Source organism: Dactylosporangium cerinum (genome assembly GCF_042653625.1).
Classification (GTDB): domain Bacteria; phylum Actinomycetota; class Actinomycetes; order Mycobacteriales; family Micromonosporaceae; genus Dactylosporangium; species Dactylosporangium cerinum.
The window spans coordinates 40,252-67,125 of the sequence record NZ_JBHSIU010000121.1 but is presented as its reverse complement, the minus strand read 5'-3'; the positions used below and the strand labels follow the sequence as shown (position 1 = coordinate 67,125).

At 74.6% G+C, this 26,874-nt stretch carries 11 protein-coding genes and 1 pseudogene; 7 read left to right on the top strand and 5 right to left on the bottom strand.

Annotated features, from left to right (window positions below; genetic code table 11):
• Positions 1 to 16 precede the first annotated feature (16 nt).
• Positions 17 to 8,293: an SDR family NAD(P)-dependent oxidoreductase gene (locus tag ACFPIJ_RS57070; RefSeq protein WP_380127957.1), complete on the top strand. Its 8,277-nt coding sequence runs from the start codon at positions 17 to 19 to the stop codon at positions 8,291 to 8,293.
• A 61-nt stretch (positions 8,294 to 8,354) separates the two neighbouring features.
• A pseudogene (locus ACFPIJ_RS57065) lies at positions 8,355 to 14,489 on the top strand (type I polyketide synthase); the annotation flags it as partial.
• A gap of 51 nt (positions 14,490 to 14,540) precedes the next feature.
• Here the strand turns inward: ACFPIJ_RS57065 and ACFPIJ_RS57060 are convergent.
• Positions 14,541 to 15,308, bottom strand: a complete 768-nt coding sequence (locus ACFPIJ_RS57060) for an SDR family NAD(P)-dependent oxidoreductase (protein ID WP_380127955.1) — start codon at positions 15,306 to 15,308, stop codon at positions 14,541 to 14,543.
• A 117-nt stretch (positions 15,309 to 15,425) separates the two neighbouring features.
• On the opposite strand from ACFPIJ_RS57060, the gene ACFPIJ_RS57055 reads away from it, so the two are divergent.
• The 5 genes from ACFPIJ_RS57055 to ACFPIJ_RS57035 are packed head-to-tail and all read left to right on the top strand — an operon-like array spanning position 15,426 to position 21,813.
• The gene (locus ACFPIJ_RS57055) at positions 15,426 to 17,051 is read left to right on the top strand and encodes an ABC transporter substrate-binding protein (RefSeq protein ID WP_380127954.1); all 1,626 of its coding nucleotides are present in this window, start codon (positions 15,426 to 15,428) and stop codon (positions 17,049 to 17,051) included.
• Between the two features lie 5 nt (positions 17,052 to 17,056).
• Entirely contained in the window at positions 17,057 to 18,079 is a 1,023-nt protein-coding gene (locus ACFPIJ_RS57050; RefSeq protein ID WP_380127953.1) for an ABC transporter permease, read from the top strand.
• Between the two features lies 1 nt (position 18,080).
• On the top strand, positions 18,081 to 18,971 hold the full coding sequence (locus ACFPIJ_RS57045; RefSeq protein ID WP_380127952.1) for an ABC transporter permease: 891 nt from the start codon (positions 18,081 to 18,083) through the stop codon (positions 18,969 to 18,971).
• Positions 18,968 to 20,560, top strand: a complete 1,593-nt coding sequence (locus tag ACFPIJ_RS57040) for a dipeptide ABC transporter ATP-binding protein (RefSeq protein WP_380127951.1) — start codon at positions 18,968 to 18,970, stop codon at positions 20,558 to 20,560. The genes ACFPIJ_RS57045 and ACFPIJ_RS57040 overlap by 4 nt, the downstream gene beginning before the upstream one ends.
• On the top strand, positions 20,557 to 21,813 hold the full coding sequence (locus ACFPIJ_RS57035) for a dipeptidase (RefSeq protein ID WP_380127950.1): 1,257 nt from the start codon (positions 20,557 to 20,559) through the stop codon (positions 21,811 to 21,813). Before ACFPIJ_RS57040 ends, ACFPIJ_RS57035 begins: the two co-directional genes overlap by 4 nt.
• Here ACFPIJ_RS57035 and ACFPIJ_RS57030 read toward each other — a convergent pair.
• The 4 genes from ACFPIJ_RS57030 to ACFPIJ_RS57015 are packed head-to-tail and all read right to left on the bottom strand — an operon-like array spanning position 21,755 to position 26,842.
• Positions 21,755 to 23,404, bottom strand: coding sequence for a dipeptide ABC transporter ATP-binding protein (locus ACFPIJ_RS57030; RefSeq protein ID WP_380127949.1), 1,650 nt, complete (start codon positions 23,402 to 23,404; stop codon positions 21,755 to 21,757). The two genes, ACFPIJ_RS57035 and ACFPIJ_RS57030, sit on opposite strands and share 59 nt — an antisense overlap.
• Entirely contained in the window at positions 23,401 to 24,213 is an 813-nt protein-coding gene (locus ACFPIJ_RS57025) for an ABC transporter permease (RefSeq protein ID WP_380127948.1), read from the bottom strand. Before ACFPIJ_RS57025 ends, ACFPIJ_RS57030 begins: the two co-directional genes overlap by 4 nt.
• A complete protein-coding gene (locus ACFPIJ_RS57020) occupies positions 24,210 to 25,202 on the bottom strand; it encodes an ABC transporter permease (RefSeq protein ID WP_380127947.1) in 993 nt (330 codons plus the stop codon). Before ACFPIJ_RS57020 ends, ACFPIJ_RS57025 begins: the two co-directional genes overlap by 4 nt.
• 2 nt (positions 25,203 to 25,204) lie before the next feature.
• A complete protein-coding gene (locus tag ACFPIJ_RS57015) occupies positions 25,205 to 26,842 on the bottom strand; it encodes an ABC transporter substrate-binding protein (protein WP_380127946.1) in 1,638 nt (545 codons plus the stop codon).
• Positions 26,843 to 26,874: the final 32 nt, after the last annotated feature.

Sequence of the window (26,874 nt, the reverse complement as noted above, 5' to 3'; positions counted from 1 at the left end):
CTGAGAGGGCCCCACCATGTCCGACGACCGCATCCGCCACCTCCTGCGGCGGGTCACCAGCGAGCTGACCGACACCCAGCAGCGGCTGCGGCAGGCCCGCGACGAGCGGCACGCACCGATCGCGATCGTGGCGCTGGCCTGCCGGTTCCCGGGCGGTGTCAACAGCCCCGAGGACCTGTGGCGGTTGCTGGCCGAGGGACGCGACACCACCGGCGAGTTCCCCGCCGACCGCGGCTGGGACCCCGAGCTGCACGACCCCGACCCCGACAGGCCCGGCAGGTCGGTCACCCGCAACGGCGGTTTCCTCACCGGCGCCGCCGACTTCGACGCCGACCTGTTCGGCCTGTCACCGCGGGAGTCCGTCGCCACCGACCCGCAGCAGCGGCTGCTGCTCGAGCTCACCTGGGAGGCCCTGGAGCGTGCCGGGCTCGACCCGGCGGCGCTGCGCGGCGGCCCCACCGGTGTCTTCGCCGGCACCAACGGCCAGGACTACGCCGCGGGTCTGCCGGACGTGCCGCCGGAGGTCGAGGGATACCTGCTGACCGGGACCGCGGCGAGCGTGCTGTCCGGCCGGCTCAGCTACGTCTTCGGCTGGGAGGGCCCGTCCGTCACCGTGGACACGGCGTGCTCGTCGTCGCTGGTCGCGCTGCACCTGGCGGTCCGGGCGCTACGGTCCGGGGAGTGCGACCTGGCGGTCGCCGCCGGGGCGACGGTGATGGCCACGCCGCACCTGTTCGTCGAGTTCTCCCGCCAGCGGGGCCTGTCACCGGACGGGAGGTCCCGGGCGTTCGCGGCCGCCGCGGACGGGGTCGGCTGGTCCGAGGGTGGTGTGGTGCTGCTGGTCGAGCGCCTCGCCGACGCCCGGCGCCTCGGCCATCCGGTGCTGGCCGTCGTCCGCGGCTCGGCGGTCAACTCCGACGGCGCGTCCAACGGCCTGACCGCCCCGAACGGCCCGTCGCAGCAGCGGGTCATCCGCGCGGCGCTGGCCGACGCCCGCCTCGAGGCGTCCGACGTGGACCTGCTCGAGGCGCACGGCACCGGCACCCGGCTCGGCGACCCGATCGAGGCGCAGGCGCTGCTGGACACGTACGGCGCCGACCGGCCCGGCGGCCCGCTGTGGCTGGGCACCATCAAGTCGAACATCGGCCACACCCAGGCGGCCGCCGGGCTGGCCGGGGTGGCCAAGGCCGTCCTCGCGCTGCGGCACGCGACGCTGCCCCGCACCCTGCACATCGACGCGCCCACCCCGCACGTGGACTGGTCGGCCGGGACCGTGCGGTTGCTCACCGAGGCCCGGCCGTGGCCGGCGGGCGACCGAGTCCGGCGGGCCGGGGTGTCGGCGTTCGGCATCTCCGGCACCAACGCCCACGTCCTGCTGGAGGAGGCGCCCGCCGAGCCGGTCACCGAGGCGGCGGCGCGAGAGCCCTGGGCCGGCGCGACACCGTGGCTGCTGACCGCGGCCACTCCGGAGGCGCTGCGGGCGCGGGCCGCGCAACTGCTCGACGCGGGCCCCCGTCTCGACCCGCGCGACGTCGGCTTCACCCTGGCCACCGGCCGGGCCCGGCTCGCGGAACGGGCCGCGGTCCTCGCCGGTGACCGGGACGCGCTGCGCGCCCTCGCCGAGGACCGCGCCGCGCCGGGCCTGCTGCGCGCCGAAACCGTTGCCGGGCCCCGGGTCGCGGCGCTGTTCACCGGGCAGGGTGCGCAGCGCGCGGGAATGGGCCGCGAGCTGCACCGCGCGTTCCCGGTCTACGCCGCCGCGTACGACGCCGTCATCGACGCGCTGCCGGACGGGGCCACGGTCCGCCGGGCGGCCGACGACGGCGTGCACCTGGACCGCACCGGGTTCGCCCAGCCGGCGCTCTTCGCGCTGGAGGTCGCCCTGTTCCGGCTGCTGGAGTCGTGGGGGGTGCGCCCGGAGCTGGTGAGCGGGCACTCCGTCGGCGAGCTCGCCGCGGTGCACGTGGCCGGGGTGCTGTCGCTGCCCGATGCGGCGGCGCTCGTCTCGGCCCGCGGCCGGCTCATGCAGGCCCTCCCGGAGGGCGGCGCGATGCTCGCGGTCACCGCCGCGGAGGCCGACGTCCTCGCCGTGCTCGACGGGCGGCCGGGGGTCGGGCTGGCGGCGGTGAACGCGCCCCGCGCCACGGTCGTCTCCGGTGACGAGGACGTCGTGGCCGCGCTCGCCGACGCGTTCACCGCCCGCGGCTGGCGGCACCGGCGGCTGCGGGTCAGCCACGCGTTCCACTCCGCGCGGCTCGACCCGATCCTCGACGAGCTGCGCGCGGTCGCGGCCGGGCTGCGGTTCGAGACGCCGGCGCTGACGGTCGTGTCCACCCTCACCGGCGGTCCCGTCACCGCCGACGAGCTGGCCGACCCCGACTACTGGGCGCGGCAGGCGCGGCAGCCGGTCCGGTTCGCCGACGCGGTCGGGCACCTGGTGGACGCCGGTGCCACGGCCCTCGTCGAGGTCGGTCCGGGCGAGGTCCTGACCGGCCTGGCGGCGCAGACGACGGCCGAGCGGGACGGGCCCGGGCCGGTGCTCGTCCCGGCGCTGCGGGTGACCGGGCCGGAGACCGGGGCAGTGGCGCTCGCGGCGGCGCAGCTCGCCGTCCACGGCGTCGGCGTCGACTGGCCCGCGTACTTCGCCGGTTCCGGCGCGCGGCTGGCCGACCTGCCGGGCTATCCGTTCCAGCGGCAGCGGTACTGGCTCACCGCCGGACGGACCAGCAGCGGCCCCGCGGAGTCGGTGGTGCGCATCGCCGGCACCGACCGGTGGCTGCTGACCACGCGACTGTCCGCCCGGCACCCGGGCTGGCTCGCCGACCACGTCGTGCACGGGTCGGTCGTGGTGCCCGGGACCGCCGTCCTGGAGCTGGTGCACCGCGTCACCGCGGCGGCAGGTGGTGGCACGGTGCAGGAGCTCGTCGTGCAGCGCCCGCTGCGGCTGCCCGCGCGGGACCAGGTCGAGATCCAGGTGACGCTGGACGAACCGGCCGGCGACGGCCGGCGCACGGTCACGCTGCACGCCCGCCCCGACACCGAAGGCGGCGACGACGGCTGGACCCCGCACGCCACGGGCACCGTCGGACCGGCCGCCGCCGGGCCCGGGTTCGCGCTGACGCCGTGGCCGCCGGCCGGTGCGGAGCCGGTCGACCCGGCCGGGCCGGCCGAGGCCCTCGCGCTGGCCGGCCTGAGCTACGGCCCCGCGTTCGGCGGGCTGCGCCGGATCTGGCGCGACGGTGACACGTTCTACGCCGAGGCCGAACTGCCCGGCACCGTGCCGGCCGCCGAAGGCCTGCACCCCGCGCTGTTCGACGCGGCCCTGCACGCCACCGCCGCCGCCGGCGACGACCCGGGCATCGCGGCGCTGCCCTACGTGTGGTCCGGTTTCCGGCTGCACCGGCCCGCCGGGGACCGCATCCGGGTGCGCCTGGACCGGACCGGGGCGGGACGGTGGTCGGTCCAGGTCGCCGACGCGTCGGGTGCGCCGGTTGCCGCGGTCGAGTCGCTGGTGCTGCGGCCGGCCCCCCGGTTCGACGACGACACCCCACCGGCGCTGCTGCCGACGTGGGTACCGCTGCCGCTGGACCCTGCGGACACCGACGAGGACTGGCACCTCGTCCGGGTGCCGGCCGCCGCGGACACCCGCGCCGCGCTGACGTCGGTGCTGGCCCAGCTGCAGGACCGGCTCACCGGCGACGGCCCACGCCTGGCGGTGCTGACCCAGGGCGCCGTCGCCACCGGGAACCCGGACCCGGCAGGCACCGCCGACGAGATCCTGGACCAGGCCGGCGCCGCCGGCGAGGGCCCGGACCCGGCCGGCGCCGCCGTCTGGGGGCTGGTCCGCACGGCCCAGACCGAGCACCCCGGCCGGGTGCTGCTGATCGACGCCCAGGTGGCACCGCCGCCCGGGCTGCTGTCCGCCGCCGCCCGCGCCGGCGAGACGCAGCTCGCCCTGCGCGGCGACCGGATCCTGGTGCCCCGCCTCGTGCACGCCCATCCCACCGAGGCGCGGCCAGGTGCTTGGGACCCGGACGGGACGGTCCTGGTCACCGGCGGCACCGGCGCCCTCGGCGCGATCCTCGCCCGGCACCTGGTCACCACCCGCGGTGTGCGGCACCTCGTGCTCGCCGGGCGCCGCGGCCTGGCCACCCCCGGCGTGGCGGACCTCGTCGCCGAACTCGCCACGCACGGCGCCGAGGTGACCGTCACGGCCGCCGACGTGGCCGACCGGGCCGCGGTCGCCGGGCTGCTGGCCGCGATCCCGGCCGAGCACCCGCTGACCGCCGTCATCCACGCGGCCGGGGTCCGCGCCGACGGGGTGCTCACCCGCCTCGGCCCGGAGCAGCTGGAGACCGCCCTGGCGGCCAAGGTCGACGGCGCCCGGCACCTGCACGAGCTGACCCGCGGCCTCGACCTGGCGGCGTTCGTGCTGTTCTCCTCCGCCGCCGCGGTCCTCGGCACCGCCGGGCAGGCCGCCTACGCCGCCGCGAACGCCGGGCTGGCCGCGCTCGCCGAGCGGCGCCGCGCCGCCGGCCTGCCCGGCACCGCGCTGGCCTGGGGCCTGTGGACCGAGGCCGGTGGGATGGCGGCCGAGCTGACCGGCGCCGACCGGCTGCGGCTGGCCCGGCAGGGCCTGGCGCCGCTGCCGGACGCGACCGCGCTGCGGATGTTCGACGCCGCGCTCGGCCGCACCGAACCGGTCCTGGTCACCGCCCCGCTCGACCTGGCCGCCCTGCGCCGCGCCGACCGGCTGCCACCGCCGCTGCGGGGCCTGGTGCCGGCGAAGCAGCCGCGGCCGGCGTCCCGTCCCGTGACAGCACCGGCCGGGCAGGAGGCGCTGGAGCTGGTGCGGGCCGAGACGGCCGCGGTGCTCGGGCACCCGGACGTGACCCGGATCGGCGCCACGAAACCGTTCAAGGACCTCGGCATCGACTCGCTGACGTCGGTCGAGCTGCGCAACCGCCTGGACACGGCGACCGGGCTGCGGCTGCCGGCGACGCTCACGTTCGACCACCCGACCCCGGCCGCGGTGGCCGCGCTGGTCACCGCCGAGCTCGCCGGCACCACGGCCGCGCCGGCGCCCACACCGGCACCGGTCCCGGCGGCGGCCGGTGACCCGATCGCGATCGTCGCGATGGCGTGCCGGCTGCCGGGCGGGGTCACCTCCCCGGACGACCTGTGGCGGATCGTCGCCGACGGCGTCGACGCGGTCACCGAGTTCCCCGACGACCGGGGCTGGGACGTGGCGGACCTGTTCGACCCGGACCCGGACCGGGCCGGGAAGTCCTACACCCGGCACGGCGGGTTCCTGCACGACGCCGGGTTGTTCGACGCCGACTTCTTCGGCATCTCCCCACGGGAGGCCCTGGCGACCGACCCGCAGCAGCGGCTGCTGCTGGAGGCCACCTGGGAGGTCCTGGAGCAGGCCGGGATCGCCCCGGACACGCTGCGCGGCAGCCGCACCGGGGTGTTCGCCGGGGTGATGTACCACGACTACGCGCCCCGGCTGGCCGACACGCCAGAGGACCTCGGCGGATACGTCGTCAACGGCGGCGCTGGCAGCGTCGCGACCGGGCGCATCGCGTACACGTTCGGGTTCGAAGGACCGGCGGTCACCGTCGACACGGCGTGCTCCTCGTCGCTGGTGGCGCTGCACCTGGCGATCCAGTCGCTACGCACCGGCGAGAGCGACCTGGCCGTCGCCGGCGGGGTCACCGTCATGGCCACCCCGGCGTCCTTCGTGGACTTCTCCCGGCAGCGGGGCCTGTCCACGGACGGGCGGTCGAAGTCGTTCGCGGAGGCCGCCGACGGGGTCGGCTGGGGTGAGGGAGTGAGCCTGCTGCTCGTCGAGCGGCTGTCCGACGCGCGCCGCAACGGCCACCCGGTCCTCGCGGTGGTGCGCGGGACCGCCGTCAATCAGGACGGCGCGTCCAACGGGCTGACCGCGCCGAACGGCCCGTCGCAGCAGCGGGCGATCCGCTCGGCGCTGGCCGCGGCCGGCCTCGGACCGTCCGATGTGGACGCGGTGGAGGGGCACGGCACCGGCACGAACCTCGGTGACCCGATCGAGGCGCAGGCGATCCTGGCCACCTACGGGCAGGGCCGCGGCGCCGGCGAGCCGCTGTGGCTCGGGTCGCTGAAGTCGAACATCGCGCACACGCAGGCCGCGGCCGGGGTCGCCGGGATCATCAAGATGGTCCAGGCGATGCGGCACGCCACCCTGCCCCGCACGTTGCACGTCGACCAGCCGTCCACGCACGTGGACTGGTCCGCCGGCGCGGTGCGGCTGCTCACCGAGGCCCGGCCGTGGCCGCGAGGGGCCCGGCCGCGGCGGGCCGGGGTGTCGTCGTTCGGGGTCAGCGGCACCAACGCCCACGTCATCATCGAGGAAGCCGGCGCCCAGCCCAGGGCCCAGCCGACCCGGGCAGCAGTGCCGTTGCCGCTGCCGGTGTCCGGGACGACCCCGGCGGCGTTGCGGGCCCAGGCCGGGCGGCTGGCGGTGCACCTGCGCAACCACCCGGATGTCGACCTCGCCGACGTCGGGCACACGCTGCTGCGGCACCGGGCCGTGTTCGCCGAGCGGGCCGTCGTGGTGGCCGCGGACCGGGACGCGGCCCTGGCGGGGCTGGACGCGCTCGCCGCGGGCCTGCCGGCCGACACCGTGCCGGTCGGCACCGCACCGGCGGCCGGCAAGGTCGCGTTCCTGTTCACCGGGCAGGGCTCGCAGCTGCCGGGCATGGGCCGCGAGCTGTACGCCGCCTACCCGGCCTACGCCGAGGCGTTCGACGAGGTCATCGCCGCCCTCGCCGACGGCGCGGCGGTGCGCACGGCCGTCGACACCGGCGCCGGGCTGGACCGCACCGACCTCGCACAGGCCGGGCTGTTCGCCGTCGAGGTGGCGTTGCACCGGCTGCTGGAGGCGTTCGGGGTGCGACCCGACCTGGTCGCCGGGCACTCCGTCGGGGAGATCGCGGCCGCGCACGTCGCCGGGACCCTGTCGCTGGCGGACGCGGCGGCCCTGGTGACGGCCCGCGGCCGGCTGATGCAGGCGCTGCCGGGCGGCGGTGCGATGGCGGCGGTGCGCGCCGGTGAGGGTGAGGTGCTGGCGGAGCTGGCCGGGCTGGACGGCGTCGAGCTGGCCGCGGTCAACGGGCCCGGCTCGACCGTGGTGTCCGGCACCGCCGAGGCGGTGCGGGAGCTCGTCGCGCGGTTCGCGGCGCAGGGCCGGCGCGGCACGCCGCTGCGGGTCAGCCACGCGTTCCACTCCTCGGCGATGGACCCGATCCTGGAGCAGTTCCGGGCCGTGGTCGCGGAGCTGGACCTGCGCCCGCCGCAGCTGCCGCTGGTGTCGACGGTGACCGGCCGCGGCGAGGCCGACCTCACCGACCCCGGCTACTGGAGCCGGCAGATCCGCCAGCCGGTCCGCTTCGCCGACGCCGTCACGCGTCTGGTCGAGGCCGGCGCGACGACGTTCGTGGAGGTCGGCCCGGACGCGGTGCTGCGCAGCCTGGCGGAGCTGGTGTTCACCCAGTCCGAGCAGGCCGGGCAGCGGCCGGTCGCGGTCGCCACCCAGCGGTCCGGCCGGCCGCAGGCGACGGCGTTGCTCACCGCGCTCGGCGAGCTGCACGTGCGCGGGGTGCCGGTCGACCTGTCCCCCGCCTACGCCGACCTCGAACCCGTCGCGGTCGACCTGCCCACCTACGCGTTCCAGCACCGGCGGTTCTGGCTCGACCCGGTCGGCATCGCGACCTCCGGGCGGGCCCCGCAGCTGCCGGAGCCGCAGACCGCGGCGGACGGCGGTGACCTGCGGTCCCGGCTGGCCGCGCTGCCGCCCGCCGAGCGGGACCGGGCGCTGCTGGACCTGGTGCGGCGGGAGGCCGCGGCGGTGCTCGGCCAGGACACGCCCGACGCGGTCGCGGCGGCCACCGCGTTCCGCGACGTCGGGTTCGACTCGATGACCGCGGTCGAGCTGCGCAACCGGCTGATCCGGGCGACCGGCGCCGAACTGCCCGCCACGCTCGTGTTCGACCACCCGACCCCGGCCGACGTCGCCGGTCTGCTCGCGGCCGGCCTCGGCCCGGCGGGCCAGCCGTCCGGATCGGCCCGGTCCACGTTGGAGCAGCTGGAGCTGCTCCTCGCCGGCGGGGGTGGGGAGCTCGGCACCGACGCCGTGCTGACCCGGCTCCGGGCGCTGCTGGACCGGTACCGGCAGCAGCCGGCCGAACTCGACCTCGCTGCCGCCTCCGACGAGGAGCTGTTCCGGCTCCTGGACGACAACGAGATCCACTGACCTGTTTCGTACGCGAAGGGACCAACCCAGCATGGCCGACGACGACAAACTCCGCGACTATCTACGACGGGCGATGGCCGACGCGCAGCAGGCCCGCCGGCGGCTGCGGGAGGTCGAGGACAGCCGGCACGAGCCGATCGCGATCGTGGCCGCGGCCTGCCGGCTGCCCGGCGGTCTGCATTCGCCGCAGGAGCTGTGGCAGGCCGTCATCGACGGCCGGGACGTGGTGTCGGAGTTCCCGACCGACCGCGGCTGGGACGAGCACGTCTACCACCCGGACCCGGACCGGACCGGCACCTCGTACACGCGCCACGGCGGCTTCCTGGCCGACCCGGCCGGCTTCGACGCCGAGTTCTTCGGCATGTCACCGCGGGAGGCCCTGGCCACCGACCCGCAGCAGCGGCTGCTGCTGGAGACCACGTGGGAGGCGTTCGAACGGGCCGGGATCGCGCCGGCCGGCCTGCGGGGCAGCCGGACCGGGGTGTTCGCCGGCATCTCGGCCCGCGAGTACGCCGCCGGGCTGCTGCCCGCACCGCCGGAGCTAGAGGGGTATCTGAGCGTCGCCACGCTCGGCAGTCTCGTGTCCGGCCGGGTCGCCTACTCGTTCGGGTTCGAAGGCCCGGCGGTCACCGTCGACACGGCGTGCTCCTCGTCGCTGGTCGCGTTGCACCTCGCGGCACAGGCGCTGCGCAACGACGAGTGTGACCTGGCCGTCGCCGGCGGGGTCACGCTGCTGGCCTCGCCGGTCGCGTTCATCGACTTCTCCCGCCAGCGGGGGCTGTCGCCGGACGGGCGGTGCAAGTCGTTCGCCGACGCCGCCGACGGGGTCGGCTGGGCCGAGGGCGCAGCCGTGCTGCTCGTCGAGCGGCTCGCCGACGCCCGGCGGCTCGGCCATCCGGTGCTGGCGCTGCTGCGCGGGTCGGCGGTCAACTCCGACGGCGCGTCCAACGGCATCACCGCCCCGAACGGCCCGTCGCAGCAGCGCGTCATCCGCCAGGCGCTCGCCGCCGCGCGCCTGTCACCGTCCGATGTGGACGTCGTGGAGGGCCACGGTACGGGTACCACGCTCGGCGATCCGATCGAGGCGCAGGCGCTGCTGGCTACCTACGGCCAGGACCGCCCGGCGGATCGTCCGCTGCTGCTGGGCTCGGTGAAGTCGAACATCGCGCACACCCAGGCCGCCTCGGGCGCGGCCGGCATCATCAAGATCGTGGAGGCACTGCGGCACGAGGTCCTGCCGCCGACGCTGCACGTCGACGCGCCGTCGACGCACGTGGACTGGTCGGCGGGCGCCATCGAGCTGCTCACCGACGCCCGGCCGTGGCCGCGGGCGGACCGGCCGCGGCGGGCCGGCGTGTCGTCGTTCGGGGTCAGCGGGACCAACGCCCACGTGATCATCGAGGAGGCGCCGGACGTCTCCGCGCCCGCGGCCGGCGGGTCGTTGCCGGCGGTGCCGTTGCTGCTGTCCGCGCGGACCGGCCCGGCCCTGCAGGCGCAGGCGGCGCGGCTGGCCGACGCGTTGCGTGGCGGTGCCGGCCCGGACCTGGCGGTGGCCGGGCGGACCCTGGCCACCGCGCGGACCGTGTTCGACCGGCGGGCCGTCGTCACCGCCCGCGACCGCGACGAGGCCGTGCGGCAGCTCGACGCGTTCGCCGTGCGGGACACGCCGCCGGCCACCGACCAGGGGCGGCTCGCCTTCGTGTTCACCGGGCAGGGTGCCCAGCGCCCGGGGATGGGCGTCGAGCTGTCCGCCGCCTACCCGGCCTACGCCAGCGCGTTCGACGCGGTCATCGCCGCGCTCGGCGACGGCCCCGCGGTGCGCGCCGCGATCGAGACCGGCACCGGGCTGGAACGCACCGACCTCGCCCAGGCCGGGCTGTTCGCGGTCGAGGTTGCCCTGTTCCGGCTGCTGGAGTCGTGGGGGATCCGTCCCGACGCGGTGGCCGGGCACTCGATCGGCGAGCTGGCGGCGGCGCACGTCGCCGGGGTGCTGACCCTGGCCGACGCCGCGACCCTCGTCACCGCCCGCGGCCGGGTGATGCGGCAGCTGCCCGCGGACGGTGCGATGCTCGCCGTCGCGGCGGCCGAGGCCGACGTCCGGGCCGTCCTCGCCGAGCTCGGCGAGGGCCTCGACGTCGCCGCCGTCAACGCCCCCGCGGCCGTCGTCGTGTCCGGCGACGAGGATGCGGTGCTGCGGGCCGGTGCGGCGTTCACCGCGAAGGGCTGGCGCACCAACCGGCTGCGGGTCGCGCACGCGTTCCACTCCCGGCACGTCGACCCGGTCCTGGCGGAGTTCGCCGCCGTCGCTGCCGGGCTCACCTACCGCGAGCCGCAGCTCCCGCTGGTGTCCACCGTGCACGGGCGGCCGGTCGAGCCCGGTGAAGTGACCGACGCGGGCTACTGGGTGCGGCAGGTCCGCGAGCCGGTCCGGTTCGCCGACGCCGTCACCGCCCTCGCCGCCACCGACGTCACCCGCTATCTGGAGCTGGGCCCCGACCCGGTGCTGACCTCGCTGGTGCAGCAGAACCTGGCCGAGCATCCAGGCCTGCGGGTGGCGGAGGTGGTGCTGCGGCGCGACCGGCACGAGCCCACGACGCTGCTGGCCGCCGTCGGCCGGCTGCACGAGGACGGCGCCGACATCGACTGGCCGGCCGTGTTCTCCCAAGATGACGAACGAACGGTGGACCTGCCGACGTACCCGTTCCAGCACACCCGGTACTGGATCGACCCGGCCGGTGCCAGGGACGCCGCCGACCCGGCCGCGCTCGGGCTCACCGCGACCGGTCACCCGCTGCTCGGCGCGGCGGTGGTCGCGGCCGACGGCGGCACCGTGCTGTTCACCGGGCAGCTCGGCACCCGCACCCAGCCGTGGCTCGCCGACCATGTCGTGCGCGGCACCGTCGTCGTGCCCGGCACCGTGCTGCTGGAGCTGGCGTTGCGGGCGGCCGACGAGGTCGGCCTGGACCTCGTCGAGGAGCTGATCGTCGAGGCGCCGCTGGTGCTGGCGGCCCGCGGCGCCGTCCAGGTGCAGGTCGCGGTCGGGCCGCCGGACGGCGCCGGCCGCCGCACGCTGACCGTCCACACCAGACCCCAGGACGGCGACGACTGGGTCCGCAACGCGACCGGCCTGCTGGCGACCGCCGGTGCCGCGGCCTCGGCGGTCGAGCCGTGGGCCGCCGCGGCGTGGCCGCCGCCGGGTGCGGAGCCGCTGGACGCCGCCGAGGTGTACGAGGCGCTGCACGCGGCCGGGCTGGAGTACGGCCCGGCGTTCCAGGGGCTGCGCGCGGCGTGGCGGCGCGGTGCGGAGCTGTTCGCGGAGGTGACCCTGCCGGACGGGCCCCGCGCCGGCGCGGCCGGGTTCGGGGTCCACCCGGCGCTCATGGACGCCGCCGTGCACGTCGCGGCCCGCGACGGGCTGCGCGAGTTCAACGACGGGCGCAACCGGCTGCCGTTCGCGTGGACCGGGGTGCGGCTGCGCGCCGCCGGGGCCGACACGCTGCGGGTGCGGCTGCTCACCCCGGAGGCCGACCGGCTCTCCCTGACCGCGGTCGACGCCGCCGGTGCCGCGGTGGTCTCCGTCGAGTCGCTCGTCGCCCGCCCGATGTCGGTGGAGCAGATCGCCGCCGCCGACCCGGCCGGACGGGCGTCGCTGTACCGGGTCGGCTGGTCCGACCTCGGTGGCGGCGCGGGCAGCGCGGCCCTGTACGCGGTCCTGGGCGACGACGAGCCGCTCGTGGCGGCGCTGCGCGACGCCGGGGTGCCGACCGACGGGTACGCCGACACCGACGCGCTCGCCGCGGCGCTGGAGCTCGGGCAGCCCGCCCCGGCAGCCGTCCTCGTCCGCGCCCCGGCCGGCGCAGGCGACCCGCTGGACACCGCCCGCGCGGGCGCCAGGTGGGCACTGGACCTTGCGCAGCGGTGGTTGGCCGTCCCGCAGGCGGAGTCCGCGGCGCTCGTGGTGGTGACCGAAGGGGACCCCCTGGCAGCGGCGCCGGTATGGGGTTTGCTGCGGTCGGCGGCGGTGGAGAGCCCGGGCCGGTTCGTGCTCGCCGACCTCGACGGGAGCCCGGCGTCCCTCGCGGCGCTGCCGGACGCGGTCGCGGCCGCCCTCGCCGCGGGCGAGACACAGCTGGCGATCCGGGACGGCCAGGCGCGCGTGCCCCGCCTCGTCAACGCGGCACCCCCGGCCGACGCGCCGGCGCGTGGCTGGGCCCCGGACGGGACCGTTCTCATCACCGGCGGCACCGGCGTGCTCGGTGGGCTCCTCGCCCGGCACCTGGCCGAGCGGCACGGCGTGCGGCACCTGCTCCTCGCCGGGCGGCGCGGCTCCACCGACCTGACCGACGGCCTCACCGCGGAACTCGCCGGTCTCGGCGCCACGGTCGCCGTCGTCGCGGCCGACGTCGCCGACCGGGACGGTGCCGCGGCGGCGCTCGCCGCCGTCGACCCCGCGCACCCGCTGACCGCGGTGATCCACGCCGCCGGCGTCAACGACGACGGTGCCATCGCCTCGCTCACCGCCGACCGGGTCGACGCCGTCCTGCGGCCGAAGGTCGACGGCGCCTGGCACCTGCACGAGCTGACCCGCGAGGCGGACCTGGCCGGGTTCGTGCTGTTCTCCTCGGTCGCCGGGGTCCTCGGCGGGGCCGGGCAGAGCAACTACGCGGCGGCCAACGCCTACCTCGACGCGCTCGCCGGGCACCGTCGCTCGGCGGGCCTCGCCGGCACCTCGCTGGCGTGGGGTGTCTGGGACGTGGCCAGCGACATCACCGCCGGGCTGCGGGCCGCCGACCGGGCCCGCATGGCCCGCAACGGCGTCCGTGCGCTACCGGAGGCGGAGGCGCTTGCGCTGTTCGACGCGGCGCTGCGGCAGGACGACGCGCTGCTGGTGCCGGCGCCCTGGGACCGCACCGCGCTGCAGGCCCTCGCCGCCGCCGGCGGGCTGCCGCCGCTGCTGCGGGGCCTGGTCCGGGCGCCGCGGCGCACCGCCCGCTCCGCCGGCGCCGGCGGTGCGGACGGAACCGCAGGGTCGGCGCTGGCCGCGCGGCTGGCCGGGCTGTCGACCGATGAGCAGGAGAAGGTCCTGCTGGAGCTGATCCGCGCCGAGGTCGCCGCCACGCTGGGCTTCCCGCAGGCCGACGCGGTGAGCCCGGATGCGTCGTTCGTCGAGCTCGGCGTCGACTCGCTCACCGCGGTGGAGCTGCGCAACGCGCTCGGGGGGCTGACCGGGCTGCGGCTGCCGGCGCAGCTGACCTTCGACCAGCCGACGCTGCCGGCGGTGGCGAAGTACCTGCGGACCGAACTGTCCACTGTGGCCACGGCGCCCAGCGCCGCCACCGCACCGGCACCGGCCGGCGCGGCGCTCACCTCGCTCTACGGGCAGCTGCATGCGGCCGGGAAGTACCTGCAGGCGGCGGAGCTGATCGTGGTCGCCTCGCACCTGCGCTCGTCGTTCCCCACCTCTCGGCGGGCGGAGCACACAGAGCCGCCGATCCGGGTGGCGACCGGGCCGAACCGGCCGACGCTGGTGTGCTACCCGGCGCTGAGCGCCATCTCCGGGCCGCACGAGTACGCCCGGTTCGGCCAGCGGTTCCGTGATCACCGGGCCGCGTTCGTCATCCCGACGCCCGGGTTCGCCGGCGAGAACGAGCTGCTGCCCGACTCGTCCGGCACGCTCATCGACCTGTACGCCGACCAGCTGCGCGGGCACGTCCCGGACGACGAGCCGATCGTCGTCGTCGGCCGGTCGATGGGCGGCTGCATCGCGCACGCGGTCACCCACCGGCTGGAGCAGACCGGCCGGGAGGTGAAGGGCCTCGTGCTCATCGACGCGTATCCGATGGACGCGGCGCTGGGCATGGAGTGGTGGCTCGCCGCGATGATCGGTGGGGTGCTGGACCGGATGGACCGCTTCGACATGCAGCTGCAGGACTCGCGGCTGTCCACGATGGGCACCTACAACCGGCTCTTCGCCGAGTGGGTGCCGCTGCCGGTCACCGCGCCGATCCTCATGGTCCGCTCCAGCGAACCGTTGCCACGCACCGTCATCGACCCCGACGGCAAGCGGGACTGGCGGGCGTACTGGCCGCTGCCGCACGAGGTGGTCGACGTGCCCGGCGACCACTTCACGATGCTGGAGGAGCACTCGGGCTCCACGGCCGAGGCCGTCGAACAGTGGGTGGCCCGGCTGGGCTGACCCTCGGAGCACCGTCCGGCGGGCCCGACCGCCCGCCGGACGGGCCGGCCCTCAGCCGAGACGGTCCGGCGGAGGCAGGAGCAGGCCGGTGTTGGCGTCCAGGCCGCCGTCGACGGTCAGCGTGGTCCCGGTGATGAACGACGCGGCCGGCGAGGCCAGGAACCACACGGCCTCGGCCTGCTCGGCCGGCTTGCCCCAGCGGTGCATCGGCACGCGGCTGAGCACGTCGGCGGCGAGCTCGGGGTCGGCGCGCAGCCCGGCGGTGCGCGGGGTGGCGACGAGTCCGGGCGCGATCGCGTTGATCCGGATGTGCTCGACGGCGTAGTCGAGGGCGAACGCCCGGACCAGGTTGATCACGGCCGCCTTCGACGCGTTGTACGCCCACACCCCTGGGTCGCCGCGCAGCCCCGACACCGACGAGGTGACCACGACGGAACCGCCGCCCGCCGCCCGGAAGGCCGGTGCCGCGGCCCGGACCCCCAGCGCCACGCCGCGCACGTTGACCGCCAGGACCTGGTCGAACCGTTCGATCGCACCCGGTGCCTCGACTGGCGGCGCGCCGCCGATGGCCGCGTTGAGCACGACGGTGTCGAGCCGCCCGAACCGCTCGACGGCCAGCCGCACCATCGCGGTGTTGGCGGCCTCACCGGACACGTCTCCGGCGAGAGTCACCACGCCCTCCCGCCCGTCCAGGACCGACAACGCGGGCCCGTCGGCGTCGACGGCGACCACCGCATGCCCACGCTCGGCGAACAGCTCGACGCAGGCAAGCCCGATCCCCCGCGCGGCCCCGGTGACAACGACGACAGGCTGACTCATGACCACTCCGTTCGACCGTCCATATCGGACGGTTCGGTAGACTCGACCATTGTTGTCTGGTGATCCTATGTGGTAAGTATGATTTATGCACGCTGATACTGCCTTGGAGTCATGCTGATGCGCAGAAGCACGCCGTCCGCCTCGATCGCCGCCGCGCTTGTCGCCGTGCTGGGCGCCGCCGGCTGCACCACCTCGACCGATACCGGCACCGGCACGGACGCCGGCGCGCAGAAGATCACGATCGGCACGACCGACCAGGTCAGCAGCATCGACCCGGCCGGTTCCTGGGACGCGGGATCCGGCACGGTCGCGTCCGAGGTCTACGCCACCCTGCTCAGCGCGTCCAACGGATCGACCGACGTCAAGCCGGACCTGGCCGCGGTGATCTCGCTCAGCGCGCCCACCAGGTACACCGTGAAACTGAAGCCCGGGCTGACCTTCGCCAACGGCCACGAGTTGACGTCCTCCGACGTCAAGTTCAGCTTCGACCGGCAGCTGAAGATCGCCGACAAGAACGGGCCGTCGGCGCTGCTGTACAACCTCGACAGCGTGGCGGCGCCGGCCGCGGACACGGTCGAGTTCACGCTGAAGTCGGCCAACGACACACTCTTCCCGCAGATTCTCACGACCGCCGCCGGTCTCGTCGTCGACGAGCAGGTCTTCCCGGCCGACAAGGTCCTGGACGACGACGCAGTGGTCGCGGCGAAGCCGTGGTCGGGGCCCTACGTCATCGACAGCTACGCCAAGAACTCGCTGGTGTCGTTCGGGCCCAACGCCGCCTACAAGGGCCTCCTGGGCACGCCGAAGAACAAGGGCGTGCTGCTGAAGTACTACACCAACGCCGGCAACCTCAAACTGGACATCCAGCAGGGCAACATCGACGTGGCGTACCGGACGCTGACCATCCCCGACCTGCAGGACCTCGGCGGCAAGACCGGCGTCGTCGTGCACACCGGCGCCGGCAACGGCATCCGGTTCATCGTCTTCAACGTCAAGACCCAGCCGTTCGGCTCGGCCACGAGCTCGCCCGACCCGGCCAAGGCCCTCGCCGTGCGCCGGGCCGCGGCGTCGCTCATCGACCGGGCCCAGCTCGCCGAGCAGGTCTACAAGGGCTCGTTCCAGCCGCTGTACTCCTACGTGCCGCAGGGCATCACCGGCGCCACCGAGTCGCTGAAGCCGCTCTACGGCGACAAGCGCGGCGGCCCCGACAAGACCGCCGCGGCGGCACTGCTCAGCGCGGCCGGGGTCAGCACGCCAGTGGCCTTGAGCCTGCAGTACAACACCGACCACTACGGCTCCTCCTCGGAGGACGAGTACGCGCTGGTCAAGACGCAACTGGAGGCCGGTGGGCTGTTCAAGGTGACGCTGCAGTCCACGGAGTGGTCGCAGTACGGCAAGCAGCGCGTCGCCGACCAGTACCCCGCCTACCAGCTCGGCTGGTACGCCGACTACCTCGACGCCGACAACTACCTCGGCTCGTTCTTCGCCAAGGACAACTGGGTCAACAACGGCTACCAGGACCCGGCCGTGCTGGCGCTCATCAAACAGGAGCAGACCGAGGTCGACCCCGCCAAGCGCACGCAGATCCTGCAGCAGATCCAGGACACCGTCGCGGCGGCGGTGCCGATCGTGCCGCTGCTGCAGGGCTCCACCGCGATCGTGACCCGGACCGGTGTCGACGGGGTGCCGAAGCAGCTGGACAGCGCCTACCAGTTCCGCTGGGCCGAACTCACCAAGCGCTGACCGGGATGTCCGGCCTGGCCCGCTACCTGACCATGCGGTTCCTGCTCATCTTCCCGACCGTCTTCGTCCTGGTGACTGCGGTGTTCTTCCTCATGCGGCTCACCGGGGACCCGGTCACCAACGCCTTCGGTGACCGGCTCACCCAGGCACAGCTCCAGCAGCGGCTGCATCAGGCCGGATACGACCGGCCGCTGCTGGAGCAGTACCTGGACTTCCTCAAGGGCGTGGCGACCGGGGACCTGGGACGCACCGCGACCGACAACCGTTCCGTGTCCGACCTGCTCGGCACCTACGGCACCGCGACGCTGGAGCTGGCCGCGTACGCGCTCCTGGTCGCGGTGCTGATCGGCCTCCCGCTGGGCCGGCTGGCGGCGTATCACCGGGACCGGCTGCCCGATGTGGTGCTGCGGTTGTCGGCGATCCTGGCGTACGCCATGCCGGTCTTCTTCGTGGGCCTGCTGCTGAAGCTCGTCTTCTCCGTGTGGCTCGGCTGGTTTCCGGTGGCCGGCCGGGCCAGCACGCAGGTCCAGCTGAACCTGTCGCACCGCTCCAGCGTGACCGGGCTCTACCTGCTCGACGCGCTGCGCAGCGGCGACGGCGGCGCGGTGCTGGACGTGCTGCACCACGCGGTGCTGCCCAGCGTCGCGCTGGGCCTGCTCGTCGCCGGGATCTTCCTGCGGCTGGTGCGCACCAACGTGATCGGCACGCTGTCGACCGGCTACGTCACCGCGGCCCGCTCACGGGGCGTCGACGAGCCACGGCTGCGCAACCGGCACGCCACCCGCCCGGCGCTGGTGCCGGTCATCACGATGCTCGGCCTCCAGGTCGCCGGGCTGCTGGGCGGGGCGGTGCTCACCGAGACCACGTTCGAATGGAGAGGGCTGGGCTTCGAGTTGGCGCATTACCTGACGGTCCGGGACTTCGTCGCGGTGCAGGCGCTCGTCGCCGTGTTCGCGATCGTCGTCGCCGTCACCAATTTCCTCGTCGACGCGGTGGCCGCGCTCGTCGACCCCAGGGTGCGGTACTGACGTGGCCACCCGGATCCTGCGCGGCAGCGTCGGCGTGCAGCGCGGCATGCTGCTCGCCGGGGCGGTCCTCACCGGCCTGTTCGTGCTCACGGCGCTGCTGGCGCCGGTCCTGGCCCCGCACGGCTACGCCCAGCTCCAGGACGGGGGCGGGCTGTTCGGCTCCCAGCAGCGGCCCGGCGGCGACCACCCGCTCGGGACCACGATCACCGGCTACGACGTGCTGTCCCGCACGCTGTGGGGCGCGCGCACCGCGCTGCTGGTCATCCTGCTCGCGGTCAGCCTGTCACTGCTCGCCGGGGTGCTGCTCGGGCTGGTCTCCGGCTACGTCGGCGGCCGGCTCGACCGGCTGCTCGTCGGGGTGGCCGACATCATGTACGCCTTCCCGTCGCTGCTGCTCGCCATCCTCGTCGCGATCGTGGTCAGCCAGGGCCGCTCCAGCTTCGCCGGCGGGCTGCTCTCGGCCGGGCTGTCGGTCACCGCGGTGTTCGTCCCGCAGTACCTGCGGGTCGTGCGGGCCGAGGTGGTCCGGGTCAAGGGCGAGGCGTTCGTCGACGCGGCCAGGGTCATCGGCGCCGGCCACGGCCGCATCATGTTCCGGCACGTGCTGCGCAACTCGGTCCGCAGCCTGCCGGTCGTGGTGACCGTGAACGCCTCGGAGGCGATCCTCACCCTCGCCGGGCTCGGCTTCCTGGGCTTCGGCATCGAGCCGAACTCGGCCGCCGAGTGGGGCTACGACCTGAACAAGGCGGTGCCCGACGTGACCGCCGGGATCTGGTGGACCGCCGTGCCACCCGGCATCGCCATCGTCCTGACCGTCCTGGGCATCACCCTGATCGGCGAGAGCCTCAACGACCTGACCGATCCGCGGCTGCGCCGGCGGGCGGCATCATGACGGAACTGCTGCGCATCGAGGACCTGCGGGTGCGGTTCGCGGTCGACGGCGGGCACGTGACGGCGGTCGACGGGCTCGACCTCACCGTGTCCGCGGGCGAGATCGTCGCCCTCGTCGGCGAGAGCGGCAGCGGCAAGACCGCGACCGCCACGGCGGTGCTCGGCCTGCTGCCGGACACGGCGACCGTCACCGGCCGGATCCTGCTGCGCCCGGCGGACGGCTCGGCGCCGCTGGACGTCCTCGACGTCGACGCCCGGCAGCTGCGCCGGCTGCGCGGCACCGCCGCCGCCATGGTGTTCCAGGAGCCGTCGACAGCGCTGAATCCGGTGTACCCGGTGGGCTGGCAGATCGCCGAAGGGCTCCGCGCCCACGGGGTCGGCGGGCGAGCCGCGCGGCGGGCCCGCGCCGTGGAACTGCTCGACGCCGTCGGCATCCCGGAGCCACGGACCCGGGTCGATCATTACCCGCACCAGTTCTCCGGCGGCCAACGGCAGCGGGTGGTGATCGCGCAGGCGCTCGCCCTCGACGCCAGACTCATCGTCGCCGACGAACCCACCAGCGCGCTCGACGTGACGGTCCAGGCGGAGATCCTCGAGCTCCTCCTGCGCTGCCGCACCGACTTCGGCACCGGCATCCTGCTCATCACCCACAACATGGGCGTCGTGGCGGACATCGCGGACCGGGTGGCGGTCATGCACCGCGGGCAGATCGTCGAACAGGCCGGCGTCGACGCGCTGTTCGCCACCCCGGCGCACGCGTACACCCAGGAGCTGCTGGCCGCGATCCCGGTCCCGGGCACCACCGCGACCCGGACGCCACCTGCGGGTGAACCGATCGTCGCGGCTTCACAGCTGGTCGTGGAGTACCCGCGGCAGCTCGGACGCGGCGGCACCCGCGCGGTCGACGGGGTGAGCTTCCACATCGCGGAGGGCGAGGTCCTCGGGCTGGTCGGGGAGAGCGGCTCCGGCAAGACCACGATCGGCCGGGCGGTCGCGGGGCTGACCCCGGTCACCGGCGGCACCCTCGACGTCCGCACGCCCGCCGGGAAGCTGGGGTACGTCTTCCAGGACCCGGCGACGAGTTTCAACCCCCTGCTCACGATCGGCGACAGCATCGCCGAGCCGCTGCGGGTGCACGGCCGGGACCTGTCCCGCGCCGCCACCGGCCGGCGGGTCGGCGAGCTGCTGGAGCAGGTCGAGCTGCCGGCCGCGTACGCCGGGCGGTACCCGCACGAGCTCAGCGGCGGCCAGCGGCAGCGGGCCGGCCTGGCCCGCGCGCTCGCCCTGGGCCCGCGCCTGCTCATCGCCGACGAACCGACCTCCGCCCTGGACGTGTCCGTCCAGGCCAGAATCCTGGAGCTGCTCGTGCGCCTGCACCGCGAACTCGGGTTCGCCGCCCTGTTCATCAGCCACGACCTGGCCGTCGTCGAGGCCGTCGCCGACCGGGTCATGGTCCTGCTCGACGGCGTCGCCGTGGAGACCGGCGACACCCGGCAGGTCCTGCACGAGCCGGTGCACCCGTACACCCGCCGCCTGATCGACGCGGCACCCGTCGCGGATCCGCGCCGCCGGGCAAGGGTCGCTCGATGAGCGCCGCACTGGTCCGTCGGGTGCTCGCGGCGATGCCGGTGATCGACGGGCACAACGACCTGCCGACGGCGCTGCGGGCGCGGGCCGGCTACAGCGTCGCCGGCCTGGACGGCCACCGGCCGGAGCTGCACACCGACATCCCGCGGCTGCGCGCCGGCGGGGTCGGCGGCCAGTTCTGGTCCGTGTACGTGCCGTCGCACCTGCCCGAGCCGGAGGCGGTCGCCGCCACGCTGGAGCAGATCGACGCCGTCTACCGGCTGGCGGCGACGTACCCGGAGACGTTCACGATCGCGTACACGGCGGCGGACACCGAACGGGTCATCCGCGAGGGACGCATCGCGTCGCTGATCGGCGTCGAGGGCGGCCACAGCCTGGCGGGCTCGCTCGGGGTGCTGCGGTCCTTCGCCCGGCTCGGTGTGCGGTACCTGACGCTGACCCACAACGACAACACCGCCTGGGCCGACTCGGCGACCGACAAGCCGGCCGTCGGCGGCCTCACCGACGTGGGCCGGGCGATCGTCACGGAGCTCAACCGGCTCGGCATCCTCGTGGACCTGTCCCACGTCGCCGCGTCGACGCAACGCGACGCGCTGGACGCCTCGACCGCCCCGGTGATCTTCAGCCACTCCTCCGCCCGGTCGGTCAACGACCATCCGCGCAACGTCGCCGACCCCGAACTGCACCGGCTGCGGACCAACGGCGGCGTCGTCCAGCTCACGTTCGTGCCGGCCTTCGTGTCCGCCGACGTCGCCGAGTGGACCCTGGCGGCCCTCGCCGAGCGGCAGCGCCTGGACCTGCCCGTGCCGTGGACCTGGCCGCGGGCGCCGCGTCCCGGGGAGTCCGCCGCCGCCGTGCGGGCCGAGGCGGTCCAGCCACCGGCCGACGACCGGTTCTCCCGGTGGCTGGCCGCGCATCCCCGCCCGGCGGTGTCGCTGGCGCAGGTGGCCGATCACGTCGACCACGCCCGCGACGTCGCCGGCGTGGCGCACGTCGGCCTCGGCGGCGACTACGACGGTGTCGACTGGCTGCCGGCGGAGCTCGCCGACGTGTCCGGCTACCCGCGGCTGCTGGGCGAGCTGGCCGACCGGGGGTGGAGCGGCGCGGACCTCGAGGCGCTCACCGGCCGCAACATCCTGCGGGTGCTCCGCGACGCCGAGGACGTCGCGGAGGCACCACTGTGGCCGGTCCAGCCCGTCAGGAGTGCACGTCGACCGCTGGCCGGGTCGCGGCGCGGCCGGGGACGGCGTCGATGAGGTCGCGGGTGTGCGGGCTCCGCGGGTTGGTGAACACCTCGGCGACCGGCCCCTCCTCGACGACCCGGCCGCCGCTCATCACCGACACCGTGTGCGAGATCTCGGCGACGACGGCCAGGTCGTGCGACACGAAAAGGTACGACAGGCCCAGTGCCGCCTGCAGGTCGACCAGCAGCCGCAGGATCTGGTCCTGGACCAGGACGTCCAGGGCCGAGACGGGCTCGTCGAGCATGAGCAACTGCGGGTCCAGGGCGAGGGCCCGGGCGATCGCCACCCGCTGCCGCTGGCCGCCGGACAGTTCGCCCGGGAGCCGGTCGAGGTACGCGGTGGGCAGCGCCACCTGGTCGAGCAGCTCCCGGGCGCGGGCCTCGCGGCTGCGCCGGTCGCCGACCTTGAACGACAGGAGCGGCTCGGTGATCGACTGCCGGACGGTGAACTTCGGGTCGAGCGCCGCGAACGGGTCCTGGTGCACGAGCTGAGCCTTGCGGCGCAGCGGCCGCAGCCGGCTCCAGCGCAGGCCGGCGATCTCGGTGCCGTCGAGCACGATCGACCCGGTCGTGGCCGCCTCGAGGCCCAGCGCGATGCGCAGGGTCGTGGTCTTGCCGCAGCCGGACTCGCCGACGAGCGCGTGGGTCTGCCCGCGACGCACGGTGACGCTGACCCGGTCGAGCGCGTTGAAGCCGCGCCCGCCACGGCGCAGGTCGTCGGCCGCGAAGGTCTTGCTGACGTCGGTGAGGGTGAGGATCGGCTCGGGCCGTTCGTGGCCGCGCACGTCGAAGCGCGGCACGAGCTGCCCGCCGTGCGCGAGGCGCGGGGCGGCCGCGATGAGCTGCCGGGTGTAGGCGACCTTCGGGTCGGTCAGGATCGTGCCGGGCTCGCCCTCCTCGACCTTGCGGCCGTCGCGCATGACGAGCACCCGGTCGGCGCGGTCCGCGGCCACGGCCAGGTCGTGGGTGATGATGAGCAGCGAGATGCCCTGCTCGCGGACCAGCCCGCCGAGGTGATCCAGGATCTTGCGCTGCACGGTGACGTCGAGGGCGCTGGTGGGTTCGTCGGCGACGATGAGCTTCGGCCGGCCGGCGAGGGCGATCGCGATCAGCACCCGCTGGCGCAGCCCGCCGGACAGCTCGTGCGGGTACTGCCGGGCCCGCAGTTCGGGATCGGGGATGCCGGCCTGGCTGAGGTACTCCACCGCCTCGGCGTGCGCCGCGGCCCCGTGGATGCCGCGCAGCCGCACGACCTCGGTGAGCTGGGCGCCGATGCGTTTGGTCGGGTTGAGCCCCACCATCGGGTCCTGCGGGATCAGCCCGACGACCGAGCCCCGCAGCCGGCGCAGGGTGCGTTCCCTCGCCCCGGCGACCTGCACGCCGTCCACGAGCGCCGAGCCCGCGGTGATCCGGCCGTTGGGCGGCAGCAGCCCGATGATCGCGTTGGCGGTCGTGGTCTTGCCCGAGCCGGACTCCCCGACGATCGCGACGACCTCGGCCGCGTTGACGGTCAGGTCGAGGCCGGTGACCGCGGGGATGACCTGCCGGTGCCGGGTGTACCCGATGTCGAGCCCGGTGAGCTGCACGAGTGGGTCGGCGGTCATCGGGTCAGCTCCTGCATGGTCTTGGAGATGTGGTTGAGGCTGAGCACGAGCAGCGCGACGAACAGCCCCGGCAGCAGGCTCAGCCACCACGCCGTCACCAGGTAGTTGCGGCCGTCGGCGATGAGCGTGCCCCACTCGGCGGCCGGTGGTGCGGCGCCGAAGCCGAGGAAGCTCAGCGAGGCGATGGCGATGATCGCCACGCCGGCGTCCAGCACGGCGAGGACCGCGACCGGGCCCCACGAGTTGGGCAGGATGTGCCGCAGCAGCACCCGCGACCAGGTGGCGCCGGCCCCGCGGGCGGCCTCGACGTAGGGCAGGGTCTTGACCCGCAGGACCTCGGCGCGGGTGGTGCGGGCGAAGCCGGGCACGATGCCGACGCCCACGGCGACCGCGACCGGGATGGTGCCGTAGCCGAGCGCGGTGACGATGGACAGCGCCAGCAGCAGCCCCGGGATGGCCAGCAGCACGTCGACGATACGCATCAGGACCGCGTCGGCACGGCCACCGAAGAAGCCGGACACGACACCGAGCCCGAGCCCGGCCACGATGGCGATGCCGAGGGCAAGGATGGTCGCCTGGATCGTCAGCGGTGAGCCGTACAGCACCCGGGTCCACAGGTCCCGGCCGTAGCTGTCGGTGCCGAACGGGTGGTCCAGGCTCGGCGCGGCGATCGCCAGTTCGGGCTGGGTGTCGTACGGGCCGGCGGAGGTGAACAGCCGCGGCCAGAACGCGGAGATCACGACGAACAGCAGGTAGGCCGCCGCGATGACGAACAGCGGCTTGCGGACCAGCGCCCCGAGGCTCCTCACAGCGCACCGCCTTCCGTGAGGACCGCGACCGGCCGCGGGCGGGCCTGGCCGCGGGTGTAGGAGATCCGCGGGTCCAGCAGCGGGTAGAGCAGGTCCACGACGAGGTTGACGAGGACGAAGACGCTCGCGGCGATGGTCACCACCGCGAGCACGACTGGCACGTCCTGGGACAGCACCGACTGCTGGGCGAGGTTGCCGATGCCCTCGCGGGTGAAGACGGTCTCCACGACGATGGAGCTGGTCACGGTGAGCCCGACGAGGACGCCGAGGATCGTCATCGCCGGCAGCGCCGCGTTGCGCAGGGCGTGCCGCAGGTGGACCGCGTTGCGGGACAGGCCCTTGGCGCGGGCCGTGGCGATGTAGGGCAGTTGCAGGGTCTCGTCGAACGTCTTGATGAGGACCTGGGCCAGCACCGAGGAGGCGAGCACCGCGATGGTCGCGACCGGCATCACCAGCGTCGCCGCGCCCTGGGTGCCGTTGGCCGGGAACCAGCCGAGCTGGAAGGAGAAGAACTGGATCAGGAACAGCGCGACGAAGAACTGGGGGAAGGACGCGCCGAGTGCGGGCAGCCGGGTCAGGGCCAGCCGCAGCGGGTGCCAGCGCACGAACGTCGCCAGATAGGCCAGTGCGGTGCCGAGCACGAGTGACGCCGCGGCCGCGCACAGGCTCAGCAGCAGCGTCTGGCCGATCCGCTGGCCGATGAGCTGGCTGACCGGCACCTGCTGGCTCAGCGAGGTGCCGAAGTCGCCGTGCAGGAAGCCGGACAGGTGGTGCCAGTACTGCAGCCAGATCGGCTCGTCGAGGCCGAACCGGTGCTGCAGCCCGGCGAGCTGCTCGGGGGTCAGGCTGTCCTCCTGGATGCCGGCCGCGGCGAGCTGCAGCTGCATCGGGTCGCTCGGCAGCAGGTAGAGGATCGCGAACGTCAGCGTGAACGCGGCCCACAGCACGAGGACGGCCTGACCGACCCGACCGGCGATGTACCTGATCATGGTCAGTCTTTCCAGACGTCGTTGAGTTTGAGGAAGCTCTCGGAGGTGAACGCGAACCCGTGCACGTGGCTGCTCACGCCGGCCTTCTGGACCCGTTCGAACAGCGGGAACGTGACGCCCGCGGCGATGAGGTAATCCTGCAGGTCCGCGTATGCCTGCTTGGTCTGCGCCGCGTCGGTGGTCTGGAGCGCCTTGACGAACAGCGCCTGGATGTTCGTGACCCCGTCCTGCGGCGCGGAGCGGCGGGCGAGCGCCTTGGAGTTCGCGACGTCGGGGTTGAGGATGAACTGCAGCGCGCCCGGGTCGGCGCGGGTGAAGTAGTTGGCGGTCAGGTCGTAGTCGCCGTTGGAGAGGTACGTCGCCTGCTGCGCGGTGGTCAGGGTGCGCAGGCTCAGGTTGATCCCGACCTTCTTCAGCTGCGCCTGCAGCAGCTCCGAACCGGGCGTGAACTGGTTGGTCGGGTAGTCGATGGTCAGCTGCTTGCCGTCCTTGACCCGGATGCCGTCCTTGCCGGCGGTCCAGCCGGCCGCGTCGAGGGCCTTCGCGGCGCCGTCGGGGTCGTAGCCGAGCTTGTCGGTCTGCGCCCGGTAGAACGGCGTGGTCGAGTTGAACGCCCCGCCGACCACCGGGTAGGTCGCGCCGAACACCGTGGCGGCGTAGGTCTTGCGGTCGATGGCCTGGTTCAGCGCCTTGCGCACCGCCGGGTCGGCCAGGACGTGGCCGGCGTCGGTGTTGGCGAACAGGGTGAACGAGACGCCGGGCAGCGAGCGCTGCTCGACCTTGTGGCCGGTGCGCTGGATGAGCTGCTCGTCCTGGGGCGTGAACGGGTTGCGCGGCCAGGCGATGTCGATGGCGCCGCTGGTGAGGTTGCCGGTGCGGACGCTGTCCTCGGCGATGTAGTTGAAGACGACCTTGTCCAGGTACGCCTCACCCTGGTTCTTCGACAGCGACGACGGCCACTGGTAGCCGGCACGCCTGGTGAGGACCGTCTCGACCTTCGCCGTGTAGTGGTCGAGCACGAACTGCCCGGAGCCGATGACGCCCTTGCCGGTGCAGCGTTCGGCCGGCGTCAGCTGGTACTCGGCCGGGTCGGTGATCGCGAGGTTGGTCGTCGACGTCGCCTGCAGGAACGACGAGTTGGGCTTGCTGAGGCGGAATTCGACCGTCTTGGCGTCGACGGCCTTCGCGGCGGTGAGTCCCTGCACGTAGGAGGCACCGAAGGCGGCGCCGTTGGTGGCCTTGACGGTGGCGATCCAGCCGGTGGCGTTGTCGGCGACGGCCTGCGCGTCGACGGGCTTTCCGTTGCTGAAGGTGACGCCGTCACGCAGCTTGAACGTGTACGTGAGCCCGTCGGTGCTGATCTGCCAGCTCGCCGCGAGCCACGGCACGATCTCGCCGGTCTTCGGGTCCTGGTCGGTGAGCGAGTCGGCGAAGTTGCGGATGATCGACCGGCTTTCGATCCAGTACACCTGGAACGGGTCGATGCAGGAGAACGTCGGGTTGTCCGGGAAGTAGGAGACCTTCAGCGTGCCGCCGCGCTTGGGTGCGCCGGCGTCAGCGGTGGTGGCCGGTGCGTTGCTGCCGCAGCCGGCCAGGGCGAGCAGCACGGCGCCGGTGGTGAGGCGTCGAAGTTTCCGCATGGAAGAATTCCTTCTCGGGTCGCTGGGCACAT